The 23,876-nt window shown below is 70.5% G+C and carries 24 protein-coding genes, 2 tRNA genes and 1 pseudogene; 19 read left to right on the top strand and 8 right to left on the bottom strand.

Going from position 1 to position 23,876, the window contains the following annotated elements:
- Window positions 1-34: 34 nt before the first annotated feature.
- From mshC to ACN675_RS17180, 5 genes are all read right to left on the bottom strand, one after another.
- On the bottom strand, window positions 35-1,276 hold the full coding sequence (mshC, locus tag ACN675_RS17200; RefSeq protein WP_420751990.1) for a cysteine--1-D-myo-inosityl 2-amino-2-deoxy-alpha-D-glucopyranoside ligase: 1,242 nt from the start codon (window positions 1,274-1,276) through the stop codon (window positions 35-37).
- Window positions 1,277-1,329: 53 nt separating this feature from the next.
- Window positions 1,330-2,136, bottom strand: a complete 807-nt coding sequence (locus tag ACN675_RS17195; protein ID WP_420751989.1) for an SCO1664 family protein — start codon at window positions 2,134-2,136, stop codon at window positions 1,330-1,332.
- Window positions 2,137-2,140: 4 nt separating this feature from the next.
- Window positions 2,141-2,728 (bottom strand): DUF3090 domain-containing protein, encoded by a 588-nt coding sequence (locus ACN675_RS17190; protein WP_420751988.1) that lies wholly within the window; start codon window positions 2,726-2,728, stop codon window positions 2,141-2,143.
- A 45-nt stretch (window positions 2,729-2,773) separates the two neighbouring features.
- Window positions 2,774-3,475: a histidine phosphatase family protein gene (locus ACN675_RS17185; protein ID WP_420751987.1), complete on the bottom strand. Its 702-nt coding sequence runs from the start codon at window positions 3,473-3,475 to the stop codon at window positions 2,774-2,776.
- 72 nt (window positions 3,476-3,547) lie between these two features.
- Window positions 3,548-4,393, bottom strand: coding sequence for an undecaprenyl-diphosphate phosphatase (locus ACN675_RS17180; RefSeq protein WP_420751999.1), 846 nt, complete (start codon window positions 4,391-4,393; stop codon window positions 3,548-3,550).
- Window positions 4,394-4,579: 186 nt separating this feature from the next.
- Here ACN675_RS17180 and ACN675_RS17175 point away from each other — a divergent pair, with 186 nt between their 5' ends.
- The 9 genes from ACN675_RS17175 to ACN675_RS17135 all read left to right on the top strand — a co-directional run bounded on the left by ACN675_RS17175 (window position 4,580) and on the right by ACN675_RS17135 (window position 13,778).
- A complete protein-coding gene (locus tag ACN675_RS17175; RefSeq protein ID WP_420751986.1) occupies window positions 4,580-5,518 on the top strand; it encodes an aldo/keto reductase in 939 nt (312 codons plus the stop codon).
- Window positions 5,519-5,632: 114 nt separating this feature from the next.
- Window positions 5,633-6,307 carry a heme oxygenase (biliverdin-producing) gene (locus tag ACN675_RS17170; protein WP_420751985.1) on the top strand — a complete coding sequence of 225 codons (675 nt, stop codon included), beginning with the start codon at window positions 5,633-5,635 and terminating at the stop codon, window positions 6,305-6,307.
- Window positions 6,304-7,323, top strand: coding sequence for a heme/hemin ABC transporter substrate-binding protein (locus tag ACN675_RS17165; protein WP_420751984.1), 1,020 nt, complete (start codon window positions 6,304-6,306; stop codon window positions 7,321-7,323). Before ACN675_RS17170 ends, ACN675_RS17165 begins: the two co-directional genes overlap by 4 nt.
- A complete protein-coding gene (locus tag ACN675_RS17160) occupies window positions 7,320-8,405 on the top strand; it encodes a FecCD family ABC transporter permease (RefSeq protein WP_420751983.1) in 1,086 nt (361 codons plus the stop codon). Before ACN675_RS17165 ends, ACN675_RS17160 begins: the two co-directional genes overlap by 4 nt.
- Complete coding sequence (locus tag ACN675_RS17155; protein WP_420751982.1) at window positions 8,402-9,271, top strand: heme ABC transporter ATP-binding protein; 870 nt, start codon at window positions 8,402-8,404, stop codon at window positions 9,269-9,271. Before ACN675_RS17160 ends, ACN675_RS17155 begins: the two co-directional genes overlap by 4 nt.
- 214 nt (window positions 9,272-9,485) lie before the next feature.
- Window positions 9,486-10,496 (top strand): hypothetical protein, encoded by a 1,011-nt coding sequence (locus ACN675_RS17150; protein WP_420751981.1) that lies wholly within the window; start codon window positions 9,486-9,488, stop codon window positions 10,494-10,496.
- Window positions 10,496-10,747 (top strand): DUF5703 family protein, encoded by a 252-nt coding sequence (locus ACN675_RS17145; RefSeq protein ID WP_420751980.1) that lies wholly within the window; start codon window positions 10,496-10,498, stop codon window positions 10,745-10,747. Before ACN675_RS17150 ends, ACN675_RS17145 begins: the two co-directional genes overlap by 1 nt.
- 43 nt (window positions 10,748-10,790) lie before the next feature.
- Window positions 10,791-11,855 carry a quinone-dependent dihydroorotate dehydrogenase gene (locus tag ACN675_RS17140; RefSeq protein WP_420751979.1) on the top strand — a complete coding sequence of 355 codons (1,065 nt, stop codon included), beginning with the start codon at window positions 10,791-10,793 and terminating at the stop codon, window positions 11,853-11,855.
- A 123-nt stretch (window positions 11,856-11,978) separates the two neighbouring features.
- Window positions 11,979-13,778: a hypothetical protein gene (locus ACN675_RS17135; protein ID WP_420751978.1), complete on the top strand. Its 1,800-nt coding sequence runs from the start codon at window positions 11,979-11,981 to the stop codon at window positions 13,776-13,778.
- Window positions 13,779-13,843: 65 nt separating this feature from the next.
- On the opposite strand, the gene ACN675_RS17130 is transcribed toward ACN675_RS17135, so the two are convergent.
- Together ACN675_RS17130 and ACN675_RS17125 are read right to left on the bottom strand one after the other, a co-directional pair.
- Window positions 13,844-14,386 (bottom strand): YbhB/YbcL family Raf kinase inhibitor-like protein, encoded by a 543-nt coding sequence (locus ACN675_RS17130; RefSeq protein ID WP_420751977.1) that lies wholly within the window; start codon window positions 14,384-14,386, stop codon window positions 13,844-13,846.
- 31 nt (window positions 14,387-14,417) lie between these two features.
- On the bottom strand, window positions 14,418-15,770 hold the full coding sequence (locus tag ACN675_RS17125; protein WP_420751976.1) for a M20/M25/M40 family metallo-hydrolase: 1,353 nt from the start codon (window positions 15,768-15,770) through the stop codon (window positions 14,418-14,420).
- Between the two features lie 119 nt (window positions 15,771-15,889).
- Between ACN675_RS17125 and ACN675_RS17120 the strand changes: the two genes are divergently transcribed.
- The 3 genes from ACN675_RS17120 (at window position 15,890) to ACN675_RS17110 (ending at window position 16,652) form a co-directional block, all read left to right on the top strand.
- Window positions 15,890-15,975, top strand: a tRNA-Leu gene (locus ACN675_RS17120).
- Between the two features lie 244 nt (window positions 15,976-16,219).
- Window positions 16,220-16,305 (top strand) — tRNA-Leu (locus ACN675_RS17115).
- A gap of 164 nt (window positions 16,306-16,469) precedes the next feature.
- Window positions 16,470-16,652 carry a hypothetical protein gene (locus ACN675_RS17110; protein ID WP_420751975.1) on the top strand — a complete coding sequence of 61 codons (183 nt, stop codon included), beginning with the start codon at window positions 16,470-16,472 and terminating at the stop codon, window positions 16,650-16,652.
- Window positions 16,653-16,823: 171 nt separating this feature from the next.
- Here the strand turns inward: ACN675_RS17110 and ACN675_RS17105 are convergent, their stop codons facing one another.
- Window positions 16,824-17,045: a hypothetical protein gene (locus ACN675_RS17105; RefSeq protein ID WP_420751974.1), complete on the bottom strand. Its 222-nt coding sequence runs from the start codon at window positions 17,043-17,045 to the stop codon at window positions 16,824-16,826.
- An 87-nt stretch (window positions 17,046-17,132) separates the two neighbouring features.
- Here ACN675_RS17105 and ACN675_RS17100 point away from each other — a divergent pair, with 87 nt between their 5' ends.
- The 7 genes and pseudogenes from ACN675_RS17100 to ACN675_RS17070 all read left to right on the top strand — a co-directional run.
- Window positions 17,133-18,617 carry an SDR family NAD(P)-dependent oxidoreductase gene (locus tag ACN675_RS17100; protein ID WP_420751973.1) on the top strand — a complete coding sequence of 495 codons (1,485 nt, stop codon included), beginning with the start codon at window positions 17,133-17,135 and terminating at the stop codon, window positions 18,615-18,617.
- A 198-nt stretch (window positions 18,618-18,815) separates the two neighbouring features.
- Entirely contained in the window at window positions 18,816-19,208 is a 393-nt protein-coding gene (locus ACN675_RS17095) for a universal stress protein (RefSeq protein ID WP_420751972.1), read from the top strand.
- An 18-nt stretch (window positions 19,209-19,226) separates the two neighbouring features.
- Window positions 19,227-19,598, top strand: coding sequence for a DUF2784 domain-containing protein (locus tag ACN675_RS17090; protein WP_420751971.1), 372 nt, complete (start codon window positions 19,227-19,229; stop codon window positions 19,596-19,598).
- Between the two features lie 25 nt (window positions 19,599-19,623).
- Window positions 19,624-20,871: a saccharopine dehydrogenase family protein gene (locus ACN675_RS17085; protein WP_420751970.1), complete on the top strand. Its 1,248-nt coding sequence runs from the start codon at window positions 19,624-19,626 to the stop codon at window positions 20,869-20,871.
- Between the two features lie 286 nt (window positions 20,872-21,157).
- Window positions 21,158-22,090: a sulfite exporter TauE/SafE family protein gene (locus ACN675_RS17080; protein ID WP_420751969.1), complete on the top strand. Its 933-nt coding sequence runs from the start codon at window positions 21,158-21,160 to the stop codon at window positions 22,088-22,090.
- Between the two features lie 88 nt (window positions 22,091-22,178).
- The gene (locus tag ACN675_RS17075; protein WP_420751968.1) at window positions 22,179-23,492 is read left to right on the top strand and encodes a glutaminase; all 1,314 of its coding nucleotides are present in this window, start codon (window positions 22,179-22,181) and stop codon (window positions 23,490-23,492) included.
- A gap of 2 nt (window positions 23,493-23,494) precedes the next feature.
- Window positions 23,495-23,876, top strand: a pseudogene (locus ACN675_RS17070) (hypothetical protein); the annotation flags it as partial.

Raw genomic sequence — 23,876 nt, 5'->3', positions numbered from 1 at the left:
TAGCGGGCGCTATCGAAACCACGCACGAGGCACGTCAGCGCAGGGTGATACCGAGCAGCGCGTCCACCGCGTCCGCGAACAGGCCCGGTGCGGTGGCGTCGTCTCCGCCCCGCTCGACCGCGAACGTCGCCCAGCCGTCGAGGGCGTCGAGCACCTTGGGGGTGTCGAGGTCGTCGGCGAGGTGCTGCCGCAGCCGCGCGACCACGTCCTCGGCGGAGGCGGCGGACTCCAGGGCCGCGGCGCGGCGCCACAGCGCCAGGCGCGCCTCGGCGGCGGTGAGCACGTCGGCCGTCCACGCACGGTCCTGCCGGTAGTGCCCGGAGAGCAGGCCCAGACGGATCGCGGCCGGGTCGACGCCCTCGCCGCGCAGCTTGGAGACGAACACCAGGTTGCCGCGGGACTTGGACATCTTCTCGCCGTCGAGGCCGATCATGCCGGTGTGCACGTAGTGCCGCGCGAAGCGGCGGCCGCCGGTGACGGCTTCGGCGTGCGCCGCGGAGAACTCGTGGTGCGGGAAGATCAGGTCGCTGCCGCCGCCCTGGACGTCGAAGCCGGTGCCGATGCGGTTGAGGGCGATCGCGGCACATTCGATGTGCCAGCCGGGCCGGCCGTCGCCGAAGGGGGACGGCCACGCCGGTTCCCCGGGCCGCTGCGCGCGCCACAGCAGCGCGTCGAGGGGGTTGCGCTTGCCGGGGCGGTCGGGGTCGCCGCCGCGTTCGGCGAAGAACCGCATCATCGTGTCGTGGTCGTAGCCGGACTCGTAGCCGAACTGTTCGGTGGCGTCGACCCGGAAGTACACGTCCGGATATTCGGCGTCGTCGACGACGTAGGCGGCCCCGGAGGCGACCAGCTTCTCGACGAGCTCGACGACCTCGTTCACCGATTCGACGGCGCCGATGTAGTCGCGCGGCGGCAGCACCCGCAGCGCCTCCATGTCCTCGCGGAACAGCGCGGTCTCGCGCATGCCGAGGACCACCCAGTCCTCGCCGTCCCGGTTCGCGCGTTCGAACAGCGGGTCGTCGACGTCGGTGACGTTCTGCACGTAGTGCACGTCGTGTCCGGCGTCGCGCCAGATCCGGTTCACGAGGTCGAAGGCGAGGTAGGTGGCGGCGTGCCCGAGGTGGGTCGCGTCGTAGGGGGTGATCCCGCAGACGTACATGGTGGCCGTCGCGCCCGGGGTGACGGGACGGACCGCCCGGTCGGCGGTGTCGTACAACCGCAACGGCGGCCCCTGACCGGGGACGGACGGGAGCGCGATATCGGACCAAGACTGCATGGCTGAAGCCTAGTGGAGGCCGCCGAGTGACCCCGATCGAGGCCGGTCGTCGATCAGAACGCGGGCCACGGAATGCGGCGGTCCCCGAGCGGCTTCGGCATGACCGGCCGCGCGAGCAGCGCGGTGATGCGGGCGCGCAGCGCCGCGACCTCGGCACCGGTGATGTAGGCGCGCAGCTCGTTGCCGAACTCGCCGTCGAGTCGCTGGGCGAGTTTCTCGAGGTCGGTGAGCAGCTCCGGGTCGATGGATCTGCCCGCCCAGCCCCAGAGCACGGTGCGCAGCTTGTTCTCCCGGTGCAGGCAGATGCCGTGGTCGACGCCGTAGACACCGCCGTCGAGGCCTTCCAGGGCGTGCCCGCCCTTGCGGTCGGCGTTGTTGAGGATCACGTCGAGCACGGCCATGCGGTTCAGGCGCGGGTCGTCGGCGTGGACGAGCACGACCTCGGCGCCGTCGTAGTCGCGGGCCCGCAGCACCGGCAGCCAGCCGCTGGGGACGGCCCCGGCCGGGCACAGATCGATCAGCTCGATGCGGCCCTCGGGGGCGTCGTCGGGGTCGGGGGTGTCGATCCACTGCTGCACCATGCCGGTGCCGAACGGCCCGTCGCGCAGCACGGTCACCGGGATGACGCCCCAGCCGAGCGCCTCGGAGATCAGGTACGACGCGACCTCCCGTCCGGCGAGGGTGCCGTCGGGGAAATCCCACAGCGGCCGCTCGCCGCGGACGGGCTTGTAGACGCAGCGCACCACGGTGCCGTCGAGGGTCGCGTCGCACACGAGGGTCGCGTTGCTCGCGTGCACGACACGGCCGACGACGGTGAGTTCACCGCGCTCGAGCACATCTCGGATGTCCGGGGTGCTCACCTGGTCAGGACTCCTCACCGAACCAGGATGCCGGATCGAACCCGGGGGTGCGCAGGTAGCCGTTGGTGCGGATGCACACGTGGCCGCCGCCGCCGATCGGTTCGCCGCACAGCGGGCACGGGGTGCGGCCGGCGGAGACGACCATCTCCGAGCGGGCCGCGAACTCGAGCGCCTGCTCGGGGGTGAGGAACACGCGGACCGCGTCGGGTCCTTCCTCGGTGTCGTCGAGCACGACGGACTCGTCGAGTTCGGCCTCGGTGACGGCGAGGAGTTCGACGACGACGGCGCTGGTGTCGGCGTCCCAGCCCAGTCCCATGGTGCCGACCCGGAATTCGGCGTCGATGGGGGTGATCAGCGGGCTGATGTCGATGTCGGGATCGTCGGGCAGGTCGGTGCCGAACCGCCGGTGCACCTCTTCGAGGAGCAGGCCCATGCGATCGGCGAGGATCTTCACCTGCTGTTTCTCGAGCAGGACGCTCACCACGCGGGACTCGTGCACGGCCTGCAGGTAGAACACCCGGTCGCCGGGTTCACCGACCGTGCCGGCGACGAACCTGTCCGGGGTCCGGAACACGTGTATCGCGCGGGCCATCGCACCTCCTCGAGTCGTATGTTTCGAATGAGCCGAACACTGCCATTATCCGCCGGAGGCCGCCGTCGTCGGGGGGTCCGCGGCCGGGTTCACCTCGCCGCCGGGCACCGATTTCGGGGGGACGGCGAGCCCGGCCAGATCCGGGCCGGTGTCGTTGATGCGGAGCACGAACGGACGCGTCTCGGTGTAGCGGACGACGCTGAGCGAGGCCGGTTCCGCGACGATCCGCTGGAACCCGTCCAGGTGCGTGGCGAGGGCGTCGGCGAGGACTGATTTGATGACGTCGCCGTGACTGCACGCGATCCACACGACGTCGCGGCCGTGCTGTTCGGTGAGCCGGGCGTCGTGTTCGCGGACCGCGGCGACCGCCCGGGCCTGCACCTGCGCCAGCCCTTCCCCGCCGGGGAACACGGCCGCGGAGGCGTGCTGCTGCACCACCTTCCACAGCGGTTCGCGGACCAGTTCGGACAGTTCCCGGCCGGTCCACTGCCCGTAGTCGACCTCGGCGAGCCGGTCGTCGACGAGCGGGGTCAGGCCGCGGTCGGTGGCGAGCGGGGCGACGGTCTGCCGGCAGCGCAGCAGCGGCGAGTGCACGATCTCGGTGATCTCCAGGCCGGCGAACCGGGCGATCAGACCCTTGGCCTGGATGTGTCCGAGTTCGTCGAGTTCGACACCCGGAGAACGACCGGCCAGCACCCGCGAGGTGTTGGCCGTCGAACGTCCGTGCCGCAGCAGGATCACCGTCATGGATTCCAGCCTAATGGGCCACCCGCACCCGGGCAGGTCACGGCGCCGTGCACCCGGGCGCGCCGTGCGCGGTCAGGTCGCCGAGATCACCCCGGTGCCCAGCAGCGCGAGCACGAGGACGCCGAGCAGGATGCGGTAGCCGACGAACCAGTACATCGAGTGGTTGGTGACGAACCTGAGCAGCCAGGCGATCGCGGCGTAGCCGACACCGAAGGCGATGACCGTGGCGACCAGCAGCTGCGGCCCGGACGCGTTGAGGCCCTCCCCCGCGGGTTCGAACGCGTCCGGCAGGCTGAACAACCCCGAGGCGACGACGGCGGGAATGGCGAGCAGGAACGAGTAGCGGGCGGCGGCCTCGCGGTTGAGGCCGAGGAACAGGCCGGCGGAGATCGTGCCGCCGGACCGGGACACGCCGGGGATGAGCGCCATGGCCTGCGCCGTGCCCATGACCAGGCCGTCACGCAGGGTCAGCTGCTCGATGCCGCGCTTCTTGGGTCCGTAGTACTCGGCGGCGGCGATGACGGCGGAGAACACGATGAGCATCGTCGCGACCAGCCACAGGTTGCGGGCTACGGTGCGGACCTCGTCCTTGAGCACGAATCCGAGAATGCCGATGGGGATGGTGCCGAGCAGCACGTACCAGCCCATCTTGTAGTCGTGGTCGGCGCGCAGTTCCTTGTGGAGCAGGCCGCGGAACCAGGCGAGGAGGATGCGCCAGATGTCACGGGCGAAGTACACCAGCACGGCGGCTTCGGTGCCGAGCTGGGTGACGGCGGTGAAGGAGGCGCCCGCGTCGGATCCGAAGAACACCTCGGAGACGATGCGCAGGTGTCCCGAGGAGGACACCGGCAGGAATTCGGTCAGCCCCTGGACGATGCCGAGCACGATCGCCTGAATCCAGGTCATGGACTCGCCGATCATGCGACGATCTCCGCACGGGAGTGGGGGCAGCGGCACAGGGGGCGGTCGAATCTCACTCGGGGCACAGTACGCGGCGCGCCTGGCCGACTTCGGGACCCTCGCGGCACTAGGGTGCGTGCCAGGGCGAGGAGTCGCGGTTGCGGCCCGGCGACCCGATCGGACGGTCACGAAACGCGGGCGGTTATGGAACAGAGAACGGTGGGAGCGAGCGGGCTGCGCGTCTCGCGGCTCGGTTTGGGCACCCTGACCTGGGGACGCGGCACCGACGGGGACGAAGCCGCGGCGCAGCTGTCGGCCTTCGTCGACGCCGGCGGCACCCTCGTCGACACCTCGCCCGCGTACGGCGACGGCATGTCGCAGCGGATCCTCGCCGAGTTGCTCGACGACGTGGTGCCGCGCGATCGGCTGGTGTTGTCGGGCAGTTCCGGGATCGACACCTCCAAGCTCGGTGAGGGACGCGTCGACTGTTCCCGCGGGGGGCTGCTGACGCAGCTCGATGCGACCCTGCGGGAGCTCGGGACCGATCATCTGGATGTGTGGCAGGTCGCCACGTGGGATCCGCAGACACCCGTGGACGAGGTGGCGGCGACGCTGGAGTACGCGATCACCAGCGGCCGCGTGCGCTACGTCGGGGTGCGCGGCTATCTGGGATGGCAGCTCGCGACCGCCGCGTCCGCGGCGTCGCGGGGTGCGCGTCTGGTGAGCACCCAGGTCGAGTACTCGCTGCTGGCACGGGGTGTCGAGGAGGAACTGATCCCGGCCGCGACCTATCACGGCGCCGGGGTGTTCGCGGCGGTGCCGCTGGCCGGGGGTGTCCTCACCGGCAAGTACCGCAGCGGGGTGCCGGCCGATTCGCGCGGCGCCGACGAGGTGCACGCGGAGGAGGTTCGTCACTATCTGACCGATTCGGCGGTGCGGGTGGTCGACGCGGTGGTCACCGCCGCGGACGGGCTGGGCACCTCGCCGCTGGCGGTGGCGCTGGCGTGGGTGCGGGACCGGCCCGGGGTGGCGTCGGCACTGGTCGGTGCCCGGGATCTGGCGCAGCTGACCGGTGTGCTGGTCTCGGAGGAGCTGGAGTTGCCGGCGGCGATCGCGTCCGCGCTCGACGACGTGAGCGCCTGAATTCGCTGCGGCCTGAATCCGCTGCGGCGGAGGGGAAAACCCGCGTTCGCGCACCCTACGAAAGTTAGGCTACCCTGCTGCGTAGGTTCGGGTTGGCTACAGCAGGGAGAACAGATGACCGCCACCGAGGTTGCCGGATTCGCCGAGCGCATCAAATCCGGAACTGCCGCGGAACACAGCGAGACCGAGAATTCGGCGTTCGTCACCGAACTGCTCGGCGGGCAGCTCAACACTGCCGGCTATGCCGCCCTGCTGGCCCAGTCCTGGTTCATCTACGAGGCCCTCGAACGGATCGGCGCCGGCTACGCGGACGATCCGATCGTCGGCCCGTTCCTCGCCGACGAACTGCTGCGCACCGCCGCGCTGGAGGCGGATCTGCAGTTCCTGCTCGGTGACGACTGGCGGGCCACGGTGACGCCGTTGCCGGCGACCGTGCGGTACGTGCAGCGGCTCGAGGAAGTCGCCGCGACCTCCCCGGAGGCGTACCTGGCGCACCATTACCTGCGGTATCTCGGTGATCTGTCCGGTGGTCAGATCATCCGCCGCATGCTCGAGCGTGCCTACGGGTACGAACGCGACGGCCTGCGCTTCTACACCTTCGACGACATCCCGAAGACGAAACCGTTCAAGGACGCGTACCGTGCGAAGCTCGACGCCGCCCCCTTGGACAGCGCGCAGCAGCAGGCCGTGATCGACGAGGCGAACCTGGTGTTCGGTCTCAACCGTGACTTGTTCGCCGATCTCGGCGCCGATCTCGACAGCTACCGGGTGGCGACGCCGCAGTCATGAACCGCTTCCGCCGTTACGTTCTGTACCTTCTTCTTCCGCTGGTGACGGTGCTGGCCGTCGCCGGGTGCAGTGCCACCGGCGAGTCCGGTTCGACGCCGGCCACCGGGGCGCGCACCGCGGTGCTCGCCGACCGGGATCCGCGGCCGATCGCGGAGAACCCGGTCCCGACGCTGCCGGTGACGGTCCGCAGCTTCGACGGTGTGGACGTCACCGTCACCGATGTCTCGCGCATCGTCACCGCGGACCGCTCCGGCACCCTCGCGCAGACCGTGTTCTCCCTCGGTCTCGGCGCCAACCTGGTGGGGCGCTCGACGGCGAGTTTCCCGGCGTCGGAGCATCTGCCCAATGTCACCCCGGGCGGGCACGGCCTGAACGCCGAGGCGATCCTGGCGCTGAATCCGACGGTGGTGCTCACCGACTCGTCGATCGGGCCGCTGGCCGTGCAGGAGCAGTTGCGGTCCGCCGGGATCCCGGTGGTGTTCGTGGACCCGACCCGCACCCTCGACACGGTCGCCTCCGGGATCGAGGCGGTCGCGGCGGCGCTGGGGGTGCCCGAGCAGGGCGCCGCGCTGGTGCAGCGCACCGAGGAGGAGATCGCCGCGGCGAGCGCGTCGATCCCCGCGGACCGTCCCGCCCCGACCGTGGCGTTCCTGTATCTGCGTGGCTCGGCGATCAAGATGCTCGGCGGTCCGGGCTCCGGGGCCGACGCGCTGATCAACGCGCTCGGCGCCCGGGACGCCGGCACGGTCGCCGGGCTCACCGCCGAATTCACCCCGATCACGAGCGAGGCGATGATCGCCTCCGCACCGGACGTGATCCTGATCATGACGCACAGTCTCGAGTCGGTCGGCGGTCCCGACGGTCTCGCGGCGTTGCCCGGCGTCGAGCAGACTCCCGCCGGGAAGAACCGCAGCATCGTCGACATGGACGATTCGGTGCTGCTCAGCTTCGGGCCCGACACCGGCAAGGTCCTGGCCGCGCTCTCCGACGCCCTGTATCCGCAGGCCCAGGGATGACGACGGTCACCGACAGCGCCGCGACGCCGGGAAGCACGAAGGAGGCCGGCGTCCGGCGCAGCACCCTGGTGTTCGCCGGGCTGACCGTCGCGCTGGTGGTGCTGGCGCTGGTGTCCGCGTGCCTCGGGCAGGTGCCGACGTCCCCGGCCGAGGTGGTCGGCAGTCTGCTGCACCGACTCGGGCTGGATGTCGGGCCGATGCCCGCGCACCCGGCCGGCGACGTCGCGTTGTGGCAGGTGCGGTTCCCGCGGGTGGTGCTGGCGATGCTCGTCGGCGCCGCCCTCGGATGCGCCGGGGCGCTGCTGCAGGGGGTGTTCGCCAATCCGCTCGCCGAACCCGGGGTCATCGGTGTCTCCTCCGGCGCGGCGGTCGGTGCCTCGCTCGTGATCGTGCTGGGCGGCGCTTTCACCGCCGGCTGGGCACTGGCCGGGGCCGCGTTCGTCGCCGGCCTGCTCACCACCGCCCTGGTGTACGCGCTGTCGCGGTCGAACGGGCGCACCGAGGTCGTCACGGTCATCCTCACCGGTGTGGCCGTGAACGCCGTCGCGGGCGGGCTGATCGCGCTGTTCACGTTCGTCGCGAACCCCGCCGCCCGCGATCAGATCGTGTTCTGGCAACTCGGCAGCCTCGGCGGCGCGACCTGGGAGATCGTGTCGGTGGTGGCGCCGCTGACGCTCGCCGGGATCGCCGCGGCGATCGTGCTGGCCCCGAAGCTCGATCTGCTCTCGCTCGGCGAGTCCGTGGCCCGGCACCTGGGCGTCGACGTCGAACGGGTGCGGCAGGTCGCGATCGTGATCGTGGCGGTGCTGGTGTCCGCGGCGGTCGCGTTCACCGGCATCATCCTGTTCGTGGGCCTCGTGGTGCCGCACCTGATGCGGATGGCGCTCGGTCCCGCGCATCGGCGGCTGATCTGCGCGAGTGCCGTGTGCGGCGCGGTGACGCTGCTCGCCGCCGACCTCGGCGCCCGCACCCTGGTCGCGAACGCGGATCTGCCGCTGGGCATGCTCACGTCGCTGATCGGTGGGCCCGCGTTCTTCTGGATGCTGCGCCGCACCCGCGCGAGCCAGGGAGGGTGGGCATGAGCCGTTCCCGCGTGTTCGGCCGGTGGCGCGACGACCGGCAGGTCCCGGAACGATCCGGGCCCGGCACGGTGACGATGAGCGCGACCGGGGTGCGGCTGCACCGCGGCGACCGGCAGATCCTGCACGACGTCGACGTCGAGGTCCGGGCCGGGGAGGTTCTCGCGCTCGTCGGACCGAACGGCGCCGGCAAGTCGACGCTGCTGGCCGCGCTCACCGGTGATCATCCGATCTCGGGCGGCCGCGTCGAGGTCGACGGGCGACCCCTCGACGAGTGGGCGCCGGTCGCGTTGGCGCGGCGCCGGGCGGTGCTCCCCCAGCAGCACACGGTCGGATTCCCGTTCACCGCCGTCGAGGTGGTGCGGATGGGCCGGTCGGCATGGGCGCGCACCGCGCGGCAGGGTGACGACGACGCACTGATCGCCGCAGCGCTCGCCGAATGCGACGTCGCGCACCTGCAGGATCGTCCGTTCCCGGCGCTGTCCGGGGGTGAACGCGCCCGGGTCGCGTTGGCGCGGGTGCTCGCGCAGGACACCGAGACGCTGCTGCTCGACGAACCGACCGCGGCGCTGGATCTCGGGCATCAGGAAGCGGTGATGCGGGTGGTGCGGGCCCGCGCCGATCACGGGCACGCCGTGGTGGTGGTGCTGCACGATCTGGGGCTGGCCGCCGCCTACGCCGACCGGGTGTGCGTGCTCGAACGCGGCCGGGTCGTCGCGGACGGGCCCGCCGGTGAGGTGCTCACCGAGGAGTTGCTCAGCCGCGTCTACGCCTATCCGGTTCAGGTGGGCAGCGACCCCACGACGGGTACTCCCCTGGTGCTGCCGCGGCGGGACCGGCCGGGCCCCTCGGTGGCGGCCGCCGGCTGAGCCGGCAGATGCAGCACCGCCGGCTGAGCCGGCAGATGCAGCACCGCGGGCTGAGCCGGTCCCAGCTCGGTTCGCGTCGTCTCGGTCACATTCGGCGGGTGCCGCGCCGAGGCGGCTGCGGTGCCGCCGCCCGGATCAGGAAGACTGGAGCGAGGCGCGTCTCCGATCGGGGACGCGCGCGTCGGGTCGACGGGTGACAGCGAGGAGCAACGAGATGGGTAGACCGGCAGTGCGTGCGACCGCGGTGGTGGTGGGACTTGCGGTCGCGCTGGTCGCCGGCTGTTCCTCCGACACCGATCCGGAGAAGGTGCCGACCCGCGAACCCGCGACCGCGATGACCGCCCCCGAGCCCACGACGCCCCCGGCCGGGACGGTGCAGCAGGTCGGGACCGGCATCGAGGCGCTCGCGCAGGCGCCCGGCACCGATGTGATCGCCGCGCTCGTCGACGACGGCACCCAGCTGCTGCTCACCGGCTCCGCCACCGACAGCGAGCCGCGCCCGGTGCAGCTGCCGCACGAGGCGGTGACGGTCCTTCCCGGACCGGACGGTCAGGTCCTGGCGCCCGCCGCCGGCGCGGTCCTGCGCGTCGACGTCGACTCCGGTGAGGTCACCGAGGTCCCGGTGGACGGCGACGCCACCGCGGCCGCGGTGCTGCCGGACGGTCGCTGGGCGGTCGGTACGGCCACCGGCACCACCTACATCCTCGATCCGGCCTCCGGGGCGGTCGAGTCCACCATCACCGGCCTGGTGTCCGTGGATGTGCTCGTCGCGGCCGGTGACGACGTCGCCGCACTCGACCGGCGCCAGACCTCGATCACCGAACTGAACCTGGCCGACGAGCGGCTGCGGATGGCGCTGCGCGCCGGCGAGGGTGCCGCCCAGATGATCTCCGATCCGTACGGCCGGGTCGTGGTCACCGATACCCAGGACGACGAACTGCTGGTCTACACGCTCGATACGCTCGTGTTGCGGCAGCGCTACCCGAGCGGGCCGGGTCTGTACGGGGTCGCGTACGACGAAGCGCGGGATCTGGTGTGGGTGACATTGACCGGAAGCAACGAGGTTGTGGGCTACGATCTGTCGACCGGGATCCCGAGAGAGAAGCAGCGCTTTGCGACGGTGCGGCAGCCCGACTCGGTGTCCGTCGATTCGGACGATGCGGTGTTGGTGATCGGCTCGGCGACCGGTGACGGTTTGCAGCGGATCCCGATCGGGGGTGAGTGATGGCAGGAACCGGACGCCGGTTCACGCGACTGCCCGTCGACTGGGACACCAGCAACGACGCCTACGAATACGTACCGCTGCGGTTGCCGCCGGACGTGTCGCGGGTCAGTGCGTCGATGCGGTTGGCGATCTCCGCCGAGTTCCACGGCTGGGAGCTGAGCCGGGTGCGGCTGTACCCGGACGGGAGCCGCCGCGTGCTGCTGCGCCGCCGCAAGACCGATCACCACGTGCCCGAACCGACCGTTCGCTGACACCGACCCCGGACCGCCTCGGCCGGGTTTGCAGGGAGTTTTCGTGTATCGCTATGTCCTGAAACTGATGTTCCTGCTGCCGCCGGAACGCGTTCACCACCTCGCGTTCCTCGCGATGCAGCTGGTGACGCGTTTCGCGCCGCTGCGGGTGCTGGTGTCGAAGATCCTCGTGGTGGACGACCCGGTGCTGCACAACACCGTGTTCGGGGTGCCGTTCCGGGCGCCGCTGGGGCTGGCCGCAGGGTTCGACAAGGACGCCACCGGCGCCGACGTGTGGGGCCCGCTCGGGTTCGGCTTCGCCGAGATCGGCACCGTGACCGCGCAGGCTCAGCCGGGCAATCCGGCGCCGCGGCTGTTCCGCCTGCCCGAGGACCGCGCGCTGATCAACCGGATGGGTTTCAACAACCACGGCGCCGGCGAGGCCGCCAATCAACTGCGGCAGCGCCTGCGCACCGTGCCGATCGGCGCGAACATCGGCAAGACGAAGGTCGTGCCCGCGGAGGAGGCTGCCGCGGACTACACCGAGAGCGCCCGCCTGCTCGGTCCGCTCGCGGACTTCGTCGTCGTCAACGTCTCGTCGCCCAATACCCCCGGTCTGCGGGACCTGCAGGCCGTCGAGTCGCTGCGTCCGCTGCTCGCGGCGGTGCTCGAGACGGTGACCGTGCCGGCGCTGGTGAAGATCGCACCGGACCTGTCGGACGAGGACGTCGACGCGGTCGCGGATCTGGCGGTCGAGCTGGGTTTGGCGGGTATCGTCGCGACCAACACCACGATCCGGCGCGACGGTCTGCGCACCGACCGCGCGCGGATCGAGGAGATCGGCGCCGGTGGCCTGTCGGGTGCGCCCGTCGCCGATCGCTCCCTCGAGGTGCTGCAGCGCCTGCACAAGCGGGTCGGTGACCGGCTGGTGCTGGTGTCGGTGGGCGGCATCGAAACGGTCGAGCAGGCCTGGGAGCGGATCCTGGCCGGGGCGTCGCTCATCCAGGGCTACACCGGCTTCATCTACGGCGGCCCGTTCTGGATGCGCCGCATCCACAAGGGTCTGGCCCGCAAGCTCCGGGCCTCCGGCTACGCGTCGATCGCCGACGCGGTCGGCGCCGGCAACTGAGCCGTTCCCGGTACGGCAGAGCCCCGGTGGTCGTCGCGATCATCGGGGCTCGAATGCCCGGTTCACGAGGTCTGTCGGGTCCTGTCCTAGTGTGATGCGTCTGCGCACACGAAAGGGACCCGGTTGAAAATCGTCTTCTTGCACGGGATCGGTGACGGCGACCCCGGAATGAGCTGGCTCGACGGACTCAACCGTGGTCTCGTCGCTCACGGCAGAGAGCCGATCGCGGCGTCGGACGTTCTCGCGCCGCAATACGCAACGTTCCTGTCGACCGACGAGTGGACAGCGAAGATGCCGGCGCCGAATACCGAGCCGAAGGACAACACCGCCGCACGCCACGCGTTCCAGCGCCGCAAGGCACGGATCCGGCGGTCACTCGAGGGGCGCGACGACATCCGCACGTTCGGGTCGATCGGCTACCACCGCGTCCCCGATCCCGTGCTGCACGTCGGACAGGCTGCCGCGATCGGATGCGGCACGACATTCCTGAATCTGGATCAGGTCGGCCGATACGTAGGTGACGAGGCGCTGCGCGGCGCGGTCCTGCGCCACGTGCTCGCTCAGTTGCCGTCCGGCGCTCACGACCTCGTGCTGATCGGTCACAGTCTGGGCAGTCTCATCGCGATCGACCTGCTCGATCACCTGCCGGACCGGTTCCGGGTGCGCCGATTGCTGACCCTCGGCAGTCCTGCAGGCTCGCCCGTGTTGCATCGCAACGGGAATCGGATGGCGCGGCGGTTCCCGTACTCACGGGTCGACGACTGGACGAACGTGCTCGACGTCCGCGATGTCGTCACGGGTGGACGTGGCCTCGCGTCGATCTTCGCCGCAGCCCAGGACGTCGTCGTCGACATCCGAGGTCAGCACGGCGCAGGTCTGTATCTCGGGCACGGAGCGGTGTCCGGGCTGATCGCCGAGGTGCTGTACCCGTCGAAGGCACTCGTGCCGATCTCGGTGCACCTGACCGTCCGGATGTCCGACGACGACGCAAACAATCTGCTCACCCTGCACTACGCACACGCGGTCGCCGACGCCATCAAGGACCAGGCCGTCGCCGAGCGCTACCGCGGTGCGCTCGCGCAGGTGCAGGACGATCTGATCGACGCCACCGAACGCTTCGTCCGGGAAACCGGGCGGGCGGTACCTCCGGAGATCGGCGACCTGCTCGAGGGCCGGCTGCCGACCCTGCCCGACCGTTGGGGACTGCGCGAACTCGTGGCACGGCTGATGGTGCTGTCGTCGACGAACCTCGTCGAGCCCTACGACATCGACACCGGTCGCGCCCAGCGGGATGCGATGCGACGGGTGCTGGGACGGCTCGGCTACGAGGACATGACCCCCGTGATCGGCAGGTCTCTCGACAAGGTGCGCGCCCACGTCTCCAAGAAGGGAGGCGTGCCGTGGGGCACGATCATCCCCATCGCCGTCGGCGCGGCATTGATCGCAGCCGTGCCGCTCGGGCTGGCCGCCGTCGGCACTGCCGGGCTGGCCGGTGCCGCGGCGACGACGAGCACCCTCGCGGCGTTCGGCCCCGGCGGCATGATGGGCGGGGTCGCGACGATCGGAACGCTCGCGTCCGGCGGCACCGCCGCCGCCACCTACGGGATGCTCTCGGGCGGCGGATCGGTTCCGACGGCTCTCGCCGCGAACGCACTCGTGCTCGAGGTGGCCGTCGAGTACGCGTGCAAGCAACTCGAGCTGGAGGTCGACGAGACGTTGTGGTTCCGCATCACCACCGCCGAGTCCCACGTGGCGGCGGAAATTCGCCGTCACGAGGAATTCAGCGATCCCAAGTCCGCACGGTTGGTGGAACTACGCGCCGTCCACGCGATCGTCTCGTCCCTGCTCGAGTTCCTCACCACGCACGACCTGACTCCGCGCGAAATCACCCAGACGCCGTCGCTGGTCCGGCTCGAAGCCTGACCCGGCCCGAACGAACGAGGACCCGGCGGCCGGAACGGCTGCCGGGTCCTCGCCCCGCGACTCGACTACTTCACCTCGTAGGTGCCGGTCAGCAACGCGCGGGCGATGCCGTGGCCGAACACGTTGAAACCGAGGAACGCCGGGGTGGAGTCGGCGGTGAGCCCGTCGATCGTCTCGACGTCCAGCGCGTGGACGGCGACGATGTAACGGTGATAGCCGTGACCGGCCGGCGGGGCGGCACCGATGAAGCCCGGCGCACCGCCGTCGTGGCGCAAGGTGACCGCCTCGGCGGGCAGGCCCTCACCGCCGGCACTGCCGGCACCGGCGGGCAGCTCGGTGACGGTCGCGGGGATGTTCGCGACGGCCCAGTGCCAGAAGCCGGACGCGGTCGGGGCGTCGGGGTCGAACACGGTCACCACGAAGCTCTTCGTCTCGGCGGGGAACCCGGACCACGACAGCTGCGGGGACACGTCGCCGCCGCCCGGGATCCCGAACGCGCCGCTGGCCTGCGCGAGTTTCCACTCCTCGCCCTCGGCGAAGTCCTCGCTGGTCACCTGGAACGTGGGCAGCTGCGGGAGAAACTCGTACGGGTCGTAATCGAACGCCATCGGGGGTCCTTTCCTTTGGGGGGACGGATCTTCAGGAATGCAACAGGAAGTGTTCCATGACACGGGTACCGAATCGCAGAGCCTCGACCGGGACACGCTCGTCGACTCCGTGGAACAACGCCGCGAAGTCGAGTTCCGGCGGCAGCTGCAGCGGCGCGAACCCGAAGCACCGGATGCCGAGTTTCGCGAACGACTTGGCGTCGGTGCCCGCTGAGAGCATGTACGGCACGGTCCGGCCCAGCGGATCGTGCGCGAGGATCGCCGCGTTCATCGCGTCGACGAGATCACCGTCGAAGCTGGTCTCGTAGGAGTCGAGGCTCGTGATCCATTCGCGGGTCACGTCCGGGCCGATCAGTTCGTCGACGGTGCGTTCGAACTCGGCGAGCCGGCCGGGCAGGATGCGGCAGTCGACGACGGCCTGCGCGGTCTGCGGGATGACGTTGGCCTTGTAGCCGGCCTGCAGCATCGTGGGGTTGGCGGTGTCGCGGAAGGTCGCGCCGATGATGCGGGCGATGGACCCGAGCTTGGCGAGGGTGCCCTCGATGTCCGGGGAGGCCGGATCGAAGTCGATGCCGGTTTCCTCCGACGCCGCGGCGAGGAACTCGGCGACCGAATCGGAGATCACGAGCGGGAAGGTGTGGCTGCCGAGCCGCGCGACGGCCTGCGACAGGATCGTCACCGCGTTCTCCTCGTGCAGGAACGAGCCGTGCCCGGCCCGGCCCTTGGCGGTCAGACGCATCCAGCCGAGGCCCTTCTCGGCGGTCTCGACGAGGTAGAAGCGGCGCTCTCCCCCGTCGCGGCGGGGCACGGTCAGCGAGAAGCCGCCGACCTCCCCGACGGCCTCGGTGACGCCCTCGAACAGGTCGGGGCGATGCTCGACCAGCCACTGGCAGCCCCAGAGGCCGCCGGCTTCCTCGTCGGCGACGAACGCGAACACCAGGTCGCGGGGCGGGACGATGTTCTCGGCCTTGAAGCGGCGGGCCACGGCCAGCATCATGCCGACCATGTCCTTCATGTCGACGGCGCCGCGGCCCCACACGTAGCCGTCCTCGACCGCGCCGGAGAACGGGTGCACGCTCCAGTCGGCGGGTTCGGCGGGCACGACGTCGAGGTGGCCGTGCAGCATGAGGGCGCCGCGGCTGCGGTCCGCACCGGGTAGCCGCGCGAACACGTTGCCGCGGCCCGGCTGACCGGACTCGACGTATTCGGTTTCGTATCCCACTTCCTCGAGCTGCGCCGCCACCCACTCCGCACAGGCACGTTCACCGCGGGTGGTCGCCGGGTCGCCGGTGTTCGAGGTGTCGAACCGGATGAGCTGGGAGACCAGGTCGACGACCTCGTTCTCGGCTCGGGACGGGGTGTGGGCGCTCACGTGTTCGGCCATGCCTGCATGTCTACCACCGTGGGTCCGCATCTGTGCAGGTGAAGGGGGCGATTTGGGCGCGTGGACGCGGTGGGTTACTCTTTCACAGCACCCACGGAGAGCGGGTGCGAGACAACTGAGTCCGAGTGGCGGAATGGCAGACGCGCTAGCTTGAGGTGCTAGTGTCCTATTAACGGACGTGGGGGTTCAAGTCCCCCCTCGGACACTCTGAGTTGAGACAGACGACGAAGGCCCCGAACCGACAGGTTCGGGGCCTTCGTCGTTCCCGGCCCTCCCCACTCGTGCGCGTTTCCGGTAGCGGGGGCTGCCGAAAACGCGCACGAGCACGGGGGCCGTGGTGCGCCGTCGACGCACCCCGCCAGGGGAATTGGGGAATTGGGCATCGATGCGCTACTGTTCTCGTCAGCGCCCGCGGGAGCGGGAGCTACCGGCATGTCCATGCACATCCGGTCCGAGTGGCGGAATGGCAGACGCGCTAGCTTGAGGTGCTAGTGTCCTATTAACGGACGTGGGGGTTCAAGTCCCCCCTCGGACACTCCGACGAGGTCACGAACCCGACAGGGATCGTGACCTCGCTTCGTTTCCGGACATGTCTTCGCTGGCAGTCCCGGATCCACACCGGTACACAGAAATTCCGTTGCCTCGCATGTCGTACCTGCGCTCTACTGTGGCGTTCGCTTCGAAGCGCGAGGGGAAGAGATGGCCGCAACGATTCGGCGGGCCGACGGCACCGGCATCTACGGGCCGGGCAAGCTGTCGGACGATCGCCTGCAGCACGAGCTGGCGTTGCGTCGCCGCGCGCAGCGCATTCCGTCGCGTCGCCGCCACGACGGGAAGGGCGGGCGACGGCAGCAGCGGCGCGCCGCTGCTCAATCCTGGTGACGCGGTTCAGCTTTCCTCGCCTGCAGTGAGCGCGAGGAGCGGCGATCGAGATCCCTCCGGAGGTCGGGCACGACCTGCGGTGAGCGAATCCCGAGCAGGTCGTGCCCCGCTTTCTCGACTTCGTCGAGCGTCACGATCGTCCGTGACGCGGTGACAACTCCGCGGCGACGGTCAGGCGCGGCGGCCCTTGCGGAAGTACCAGATCGGGCCCACGAAGTTGATCAGGGTGATCAGTGCCCACTTGCCCTTGCTGCCGTTGACCTTCTCGGCGGGCCGGGTGGCCAGGTCCGCCCAGGCCGTCGCCGCCAGCGACAGCTGCACGCTCGCGAGCGTGAGGACAGCGGCCTTCTGCCACGGCGCGAGGTCGGCGAACTTCTTCTTGGCAACGCTCATGGACGGTGTCTCCTCGGGGTGTGTGGACGGACGCACCGGCTGCGCCCGATACCATCTATTGCTACCGCACGACATCGGAAAAGGTTCATGAACTCCCACTGCGACACTCCGGCCGCGGATGCCGCCGCCGTCCCGCGCGCGATCGACCCCGCCGAACTCGAAACCTGCCTGAAGGTTCTCGACCTTGCTGCCGGACTGGACGCCGACCACCCCGACGCGATCGCGGTGCAGCGGGCCGTCGGCCATATGTTCAAGAAGTTCAAGCGGTTGCGCCGCAACGAGGCACGCAGCCGGAAGGTGCAGGCCGACCGTGAGGTGCTGTCCGCGACCGCGACCGGGTCGCCGACCCGCATCGACGACGAAACCGCCGGGCTGACGCTGACGTCGACGACGCGCGGCGCGTCGGCAGGCACGCTGCTGCGGCCCCGGCACTGCTACGTGTGCAAGAACAAGTACACCCGGGTCGACGCGTTCTACCACCAGCTGTGTCCGACCTGTGCGGCCGAGAACCACGCGAAACGGGACGCCCGTACCGATCTGTCGGGCCGACGGGCCCTGCTCACCGGTGGCCGCGCGAAGATCGGCATGTACATCGCGTTGCGGCTGTTGCGCGACGGCGCCCACACGACCGTCACCACCCGGTTCCCGCACGACGCGATCCGCCGGTTCTCCGCGATGGAGGACAGCGCCGACTGGATCCACCGGCTGCGCATCGTCGGCATCGACCTGCGTGATCCCGCCCAGGTCGTCGCCCTGGCCGACGATGTCGCGGCCCAGGGACCGCTGGACATCCTGATCAACAACGCCGCGCAGACGGTGCGCCGCTCCCCCGGCGCCTATTCGGCGCTGGCCGAGGCCGAATCGGGTCCGCTGCCGTCGGGACCGCGCCCGGAGATGATCACCTTCGGCAAGCCGTCGGACGCCCATCCGGCGGCGCTGGCCGGGTCGCTGCCGACCGACCTCGCCGCGCACGCGCTGACCCCGGAGTCGGTGACGGCGCTGGCCATGGTCGCCGGGTCCGCCACCCCGGAACGGATCGCCGCGGGGGTCGCGGTCGACGCGGGCGGGTTGCTGCCGGACCTCGTGCACACCAACAGCTGGGTGCAGACCGTCGGCGAGGTCGAACCCCTCGAACTGCTCGAGGTGCAGCTCTGCAACTCGGTGGCGCCGTTCATCCTGGTCAACCGGCTGCGTCCGGCGATGGCCGCGGCCGCCGCGCGACGCAAGTACGTGGTGAACGTCTCGGCGATGGAGGGGCAGTTCACCGGCCGCCGCTACAAGGGCGCGGGCCACCCGCACACCAACATGGCGAAGGCCGCGCTGAACATGCTCACCCGCACCAGCGCGGAGGAGATGCTCACCGACGGCATCCTCATGACCGCGGTGGACACCGGATGGATCACCGACGAGCGGCCGCATCACACCAAGATGCGTCTGGCCGAGGAGGGCTTCCACGCGCCCCTCGATCTCGTGGACGGCGCCGCGCGGGTGTACGACCCGATCGTGCAGGGCGAGGCAGGGGTGGACCTGTACGGCTGCTTCCTCAAGGACTACAAGCCCGCACCGTGGTGAGGCCGACAGAGTCGGCGTGGTGAGGCCGACAGAGTCGACGTGGTGAGACCGACACAGTCGGCGTGGTGCGCCGTGACTGAGACGCACCCGACAGAAAAGGGCAGGTAGAGACGGGTTCCACACCCGCCCGGCCGTGCCCGCCCGGGTCGGTACCGGGATACTGGAGGCAGTTCCGTCGAGCCGCCCAGGAGCAGCATCATGACCGTCGCAGTCGTTCACGCCGAGACACCCGAGGGCCGCGCCGCGCTCGCGGCCGCCGTCGACGAGGCCTCCCGCCGGCAGGACGAGCTGCTGGTGCTGCACGTGCTCGACGACGACGGGGCCGCCGCCGAGGCGGAGGTCGAATCGGTGCGCACCGCGGTGCGCCAGGTCGCCGGTGACAGCGGCTGGGAGGTACGCACGGCCGTGCACGACGGCGACGCCGTGGGCACCCTCGTCGAACTGGCCACCGACAGCGGCGCGGACCGCATCGTGATCGGCAGCCGCGGTCGCAATGCGCTCGGCAAGTTCCTGCTCGAGCGTCCGCTGCAGCGGCTGGTGATCGAGGTTCCGGTGCCGGTTCTCGTCGTGAAGGAACCCGACGAGGAGTAGTCGACCTACGCTGGAACCATGCCCTATCGGGTTCTGGCCGACGGCATCGCGCTCACCCACCTGGCGTTCCTGCTGTACGTCACGTTCGGCGGGTTCGTGGCGTGGCGATGGCCGCGCACGATCGTGCTGCACGCGGTCGCCGTCGTATGGGGGCTCGCCTCGGTGCTGGTGGGGTTCGACTGCCCGCTCACCCACGCCGAGAACTGGGCGCGTCACCGCGCCGGCGAGACGGGGCTGCCGCCGTCCGGATTCATCGACCACTATCTGACCGGGGTGATCTACCCGGATTCCGCGCTCGGCCTGGTCCGCGCGCTCGTCGCGGCCTGCATTCTCGTGTCGTGGGTGGGCCTGTGGCGGCGTTCGCGTCGTGTGAGTTCCGTCGCACGGTGACTTACCCGGCAGTAGGGTGTGCGCCATGAACGCTGCCTCACGCGAACTCGACATCGTCGTCTACGGAGCCACCGGGTTCGTCGGCCGGCTCACCGCCGCCTACCTGGCCGAACATCTGCCCTCCGGGTTGAAGGCCGGCCTGGCCGGGCGGTCCCGCAGCCGCCTCGAGAAGGTCCGCGCGGACCTCGGCGGTACCGCCGCGGACTGGCCGATCATCGAGGCGGACGCCGGGGATCCGGAGTCGCTGGCCGCGCTGGCCGCGACGACCCGGGTCGTGATCACCACCGTCGGCCCCTACGCCAAGTACGGGATGCCGCTCGTGCAGGCGTGCGCCGAGGCTGGCACCGACTACGTCGACCTCACCGGCGAGGTGCTGTTCCACCGCGAGAGCATCGACCGGTTCGACGACACCGCCCGCCGCACCGGCGCCCGGATCGTCCATTCCTGCGGCTTCGACTCGATCCCGTCGGATCTCGGCGTGCACGCGTTGTACCGGGCGGCGCAGGCCGACGACGCCGGTGAGCTCACCGACACCACGCTGATCCTCACCGCGTTCCGCGGCGCCCCCAGCGGCGGCACCATCGATTCGCTGCGCACCCAGCTCGACGTCGTGCGCAAGGACCGCGCGTTGCGGAAGGTCGCGGCGCAACCGTATTCGCTCAGTCCCGACCCGGCGCAGGAACCCCGGTTGGGTCGAGAGAGCGATCTCGTGTTCGTCGACGGCAAGACCATCGCCCCGGAACTGTCCGGGTGGAAGGCACCGTTCGCGATGGCGTCGTACAACACCCGGATCGTGCGCCGCACCAACGCCCTGACCGGGTGGGCGTACGGGAAATCGTTCCGGTACCGCGAGGTCATGAACGTCGGCACGTCCCCGCTGTCCCCGCTGCTGGCCGGCGGTGTCACGGCGGGTCTCGGGGCGCTGGTGCTGGCACTGTCGTTCCCCCCGACGCGTTTCCTGCTCGACAAGGTGCTGCCGAAGCCGGGCGAAGGGCCGTCCGAAGCCACTCGCGAGCGCGGGTTCTTCACGATCGACCTGTACACGACGACCACGACCGGCGCCCGCTACACCACCCGGTTCGCCGCGCAGGGCGATCCCGGCTACAAGGCGACGGCGGTGATGCTCGCCGAGTCCGCGCTCTCGCTGGCGGTGGGTGGTTCCGCGCTGCACGCCGGTGGCGGGGTGCTCACGCCCGCGGTCGCGTTCGGCGATGTGCTCACCGAACGGCTGCGCGCGGCGGGATTCGAGATCGAGACGCGGCGGCTGCCGTGACGGCCCGGCGGGGCGACACTCCGCGGGCCGGAGGTGCAGTCCCGCACGGGATCAGGCTATGCTCGACCGGTCGCCGTGTCCTCGGCGACATCGACGACGAAGGACGACAGCCGTGCAGACGACGAGCATCGAGGCCGCCCCGGCCGCCGTGCTTGCGTTGATGCCGTTCTGGCCGACTCGTCGTGGCGCGTGCTTCGACGGCGCGTGTTGTTGCCAGGTGTGTTGCTGAGCGGTCTCTCCGCTCCCCAATTCCCTTCGGTAACCACGTTCGCGGTCGGAGCATGCCTTGTTCAATCTGCTGATCTTCACTCTCGTCGGTGTCGGCGCACAGCTCGTCGACGGCGCACTCGGCATGGCCTTCGGCGTCACCGCCACCACCCTGTTGATCTTCAGCGGTGTCGGGGCGGCGCACGCCAGCGCGGCCGTGCACCTCGCGGAGGTCGGCACCACCCTGGTCTCGGGCATCTCCCATTGGAAGTTCCGCAACATCGACTGGAAGGTCGTCGCGAAGCTCGGCGTGCCCGGCGCGATCGGCGCCTTCCTCGGCGCGACCGTCCTGTCGAGCCTGTCCACCGAGGCCGCGGCCCCGGTCACCGCGGGAATCCTGCTGGCGATCGGTGTGTACGTGGCGCTGCGGTTCTCGGTGCGACCGCCCGCGGTCGCGCATGCCCGCACCTCCCCGCACACCGCGAAATTCCTGTCCCCGCTCGGGTTCTTCGGCGGGTTCGTCGACGCCAGCGGTGGCGGCGGATGGGGACCGATCACCACCAGCACACTGCTCTCGCGCGGGAAGACCGCGCCGCGCACCGTGATCGGCTCGGTCAGCGCGTCGGAATTCATGGTCGCGGTCGCGGCCAGCCTCGGGTTTCTGTTCGGCCTGGGTCGCGAGTCGGTCGGCAACCTGCTCGTCGTCGCCGGCCTGGCGATCGGTGGCGCGATCGCCGCTCCGGCGGCCGCGTGGCTGGTCAGCCGCGTGCCGGCGACGCTGCTCGGCACCGCGGTCGGCGGCATCATCGTCATCACCAACGCGCAGAAGCTGTTCAAGTCGTTCGAGGTGACCGGCACCGTCGCCATGCTGCTGCATCTGCTGATCGCGGCCGGTTGGATCGCCCTGCTCAGCGTCTCGTGGCGGCGTTCGCGGCTCACCCGCGCCGAGTCCGCCGGGTCGCTCGAGAAGTTGCAGACCCCGGTCGCCCCCGTCCTGCGCGAAGAGGTCTAGGCGCTTCGCGCCGGTGTGTACAAGTGGCGGCTGGAACCGCCGGAAAGGCACACGGGCGGCGGAGGCGCACGCGGGTTAGGATCCGACGATGAAATCGCCGATCCCCGACTATCTCCTCGAGGTCGTGGAGGCGTGCGGGACGGACAATCCCGGGGCGACCGCCGACTACATTCCCGAACTCGCCCAGGCCGATCCGGACCGGATCGCGGTGTGCCTGTCGACAATCGACGGGGTCGTGTACACCGCCGGTGACGCGGATGCCGAGTTCTCGATCCAGTCGATCTCGAAACCGTTCGTGTACGCGCTGGCCCTCGCCGATCACGGCATCGACGCGGTGCTCGCCCGGGTCGGGGTCGAACCGAGCGGTGAGGCGTTCAACGAGTTGTCGCTCGAGAGCGGGTCCGGGCGGCCGCTCAATCCGATGATCAACGCCGGTGCCCTCACCGCCCACGCGCTCGTCGGGCCCGCGACCGCGACGACGGAGGAACGGTTCGAGCGGGTGCTGCGGGGTCTGTCCGCGTTCGCCGGGCGCGACCTCGCCGTCGACGAGTCGGTGTTCGACTCGGAGCTGAGCACCGCCTACCGCAATTCGGCGATCGCGAACATGCTGCGCAGCTACTCGGTGATCGACGGCGACCCGGCCGAGGTGGTGCGCGGATACACCCGGCAGTGCGCGATCACCGTCACCGTGCGCGACCTCGCGGTGATGGCGGCGACCCTCGCGAACGGCGGCGTCCAGCCGCTCACCGGCCAGCGCGTCGTGTCCCGGACGGTGGTGCGGCAGGTACTCAGCGTGATGATGACGTGCGGTATGTACGACGCGGCCGGCGACTGGATGTCGACAGTGGGGATTCCCGCCAAGAGCGGGGTATCCGGTGGGGTGCTCGGCGCCCTGCCCGGTCAGGTCGGCATCGGCGCGTTCTCCCCGCGCCTGGATGCCCACGGCTCCAGCGTGCGCGGCGTCCGGATGTGCCGGCGACTGTCCGACGACATGGGCCTGCACATCATGGACGGGCCGGAACCGGCGCGCTCGGCGATCCGGCGCGACCGCCGGCTGCGGGGACCGGGCGGCCACACCGTCCGGGTGTGCAGCCTGCAGGGCACCATGCAGTTCAGCGGCGCCGAACTCGTGCTGCGTGCCCTGGCGTCGGCGGAGGACGCGGAGCGGCTCGACGGGGTGGTCCTCGATCTGCGGCGGGTCCACTCGGTCGACGACGTCGCCGAGCGGATGCTCCGCGAGGCGCTGCGGCGACTGCGTCTGGACGGCCTGCGGGTCACGGTCGTCGACCCCGAATGCGTTCTGGACACGCACGCGCACACCCACAGACCTGCGCGTGACGGAGAGATCGCCGACGAATTCGCGCCGGACCTCGCTTCCTTCGACAACTTCGAGCGGGTGTGACGGTGCCCGATCTGCCGCTGCCGCTGCCGGTGCCCGATCTGCCGCTGCCGCTGCCGGTGCCCGACCTGCGACTGCCGCAGGACTACGCGAAGGCGCTCGCCGAGGCGGGACTCGACACCACACCGACCGGTGATGTGACGTGCCCCGATCCGGGGGCTCTGCTGGCGGCACGGCTGCCGGTGTTCGCGCTCGCCGCGGGCGCGGTCGTCGCATTCGCGCAGGCCGCGAACCGGGTGCGCGCGGCGGCCGGCGTGCATCCACACCCGGTCCGGCTCGATCCGGAGCGGATCGCCGCGTCCTTCTCCGGGGATCGGATGCTCCGGTTGTCGGGAACCCCGATCGACGGTTTCGCCGACCTGTCCGGCTTCTTCCGGGCCCGCGACG

The sequence above is a fragment of the Rhodococcus sp. O3 genome, assembly GCF_048897285.1.
Classification (GTDB): domain Bacteria; phylum Actinomycetota; class Actinomycetes; order Mycobacteriales; family Mycobacteriaceae; genus Rhodococcus.
The sequence above is the reverse complement of the archived record's forward strand: the minus strand, read 5'-3'. Positions and strand labels throughout refer to the sequence as shown.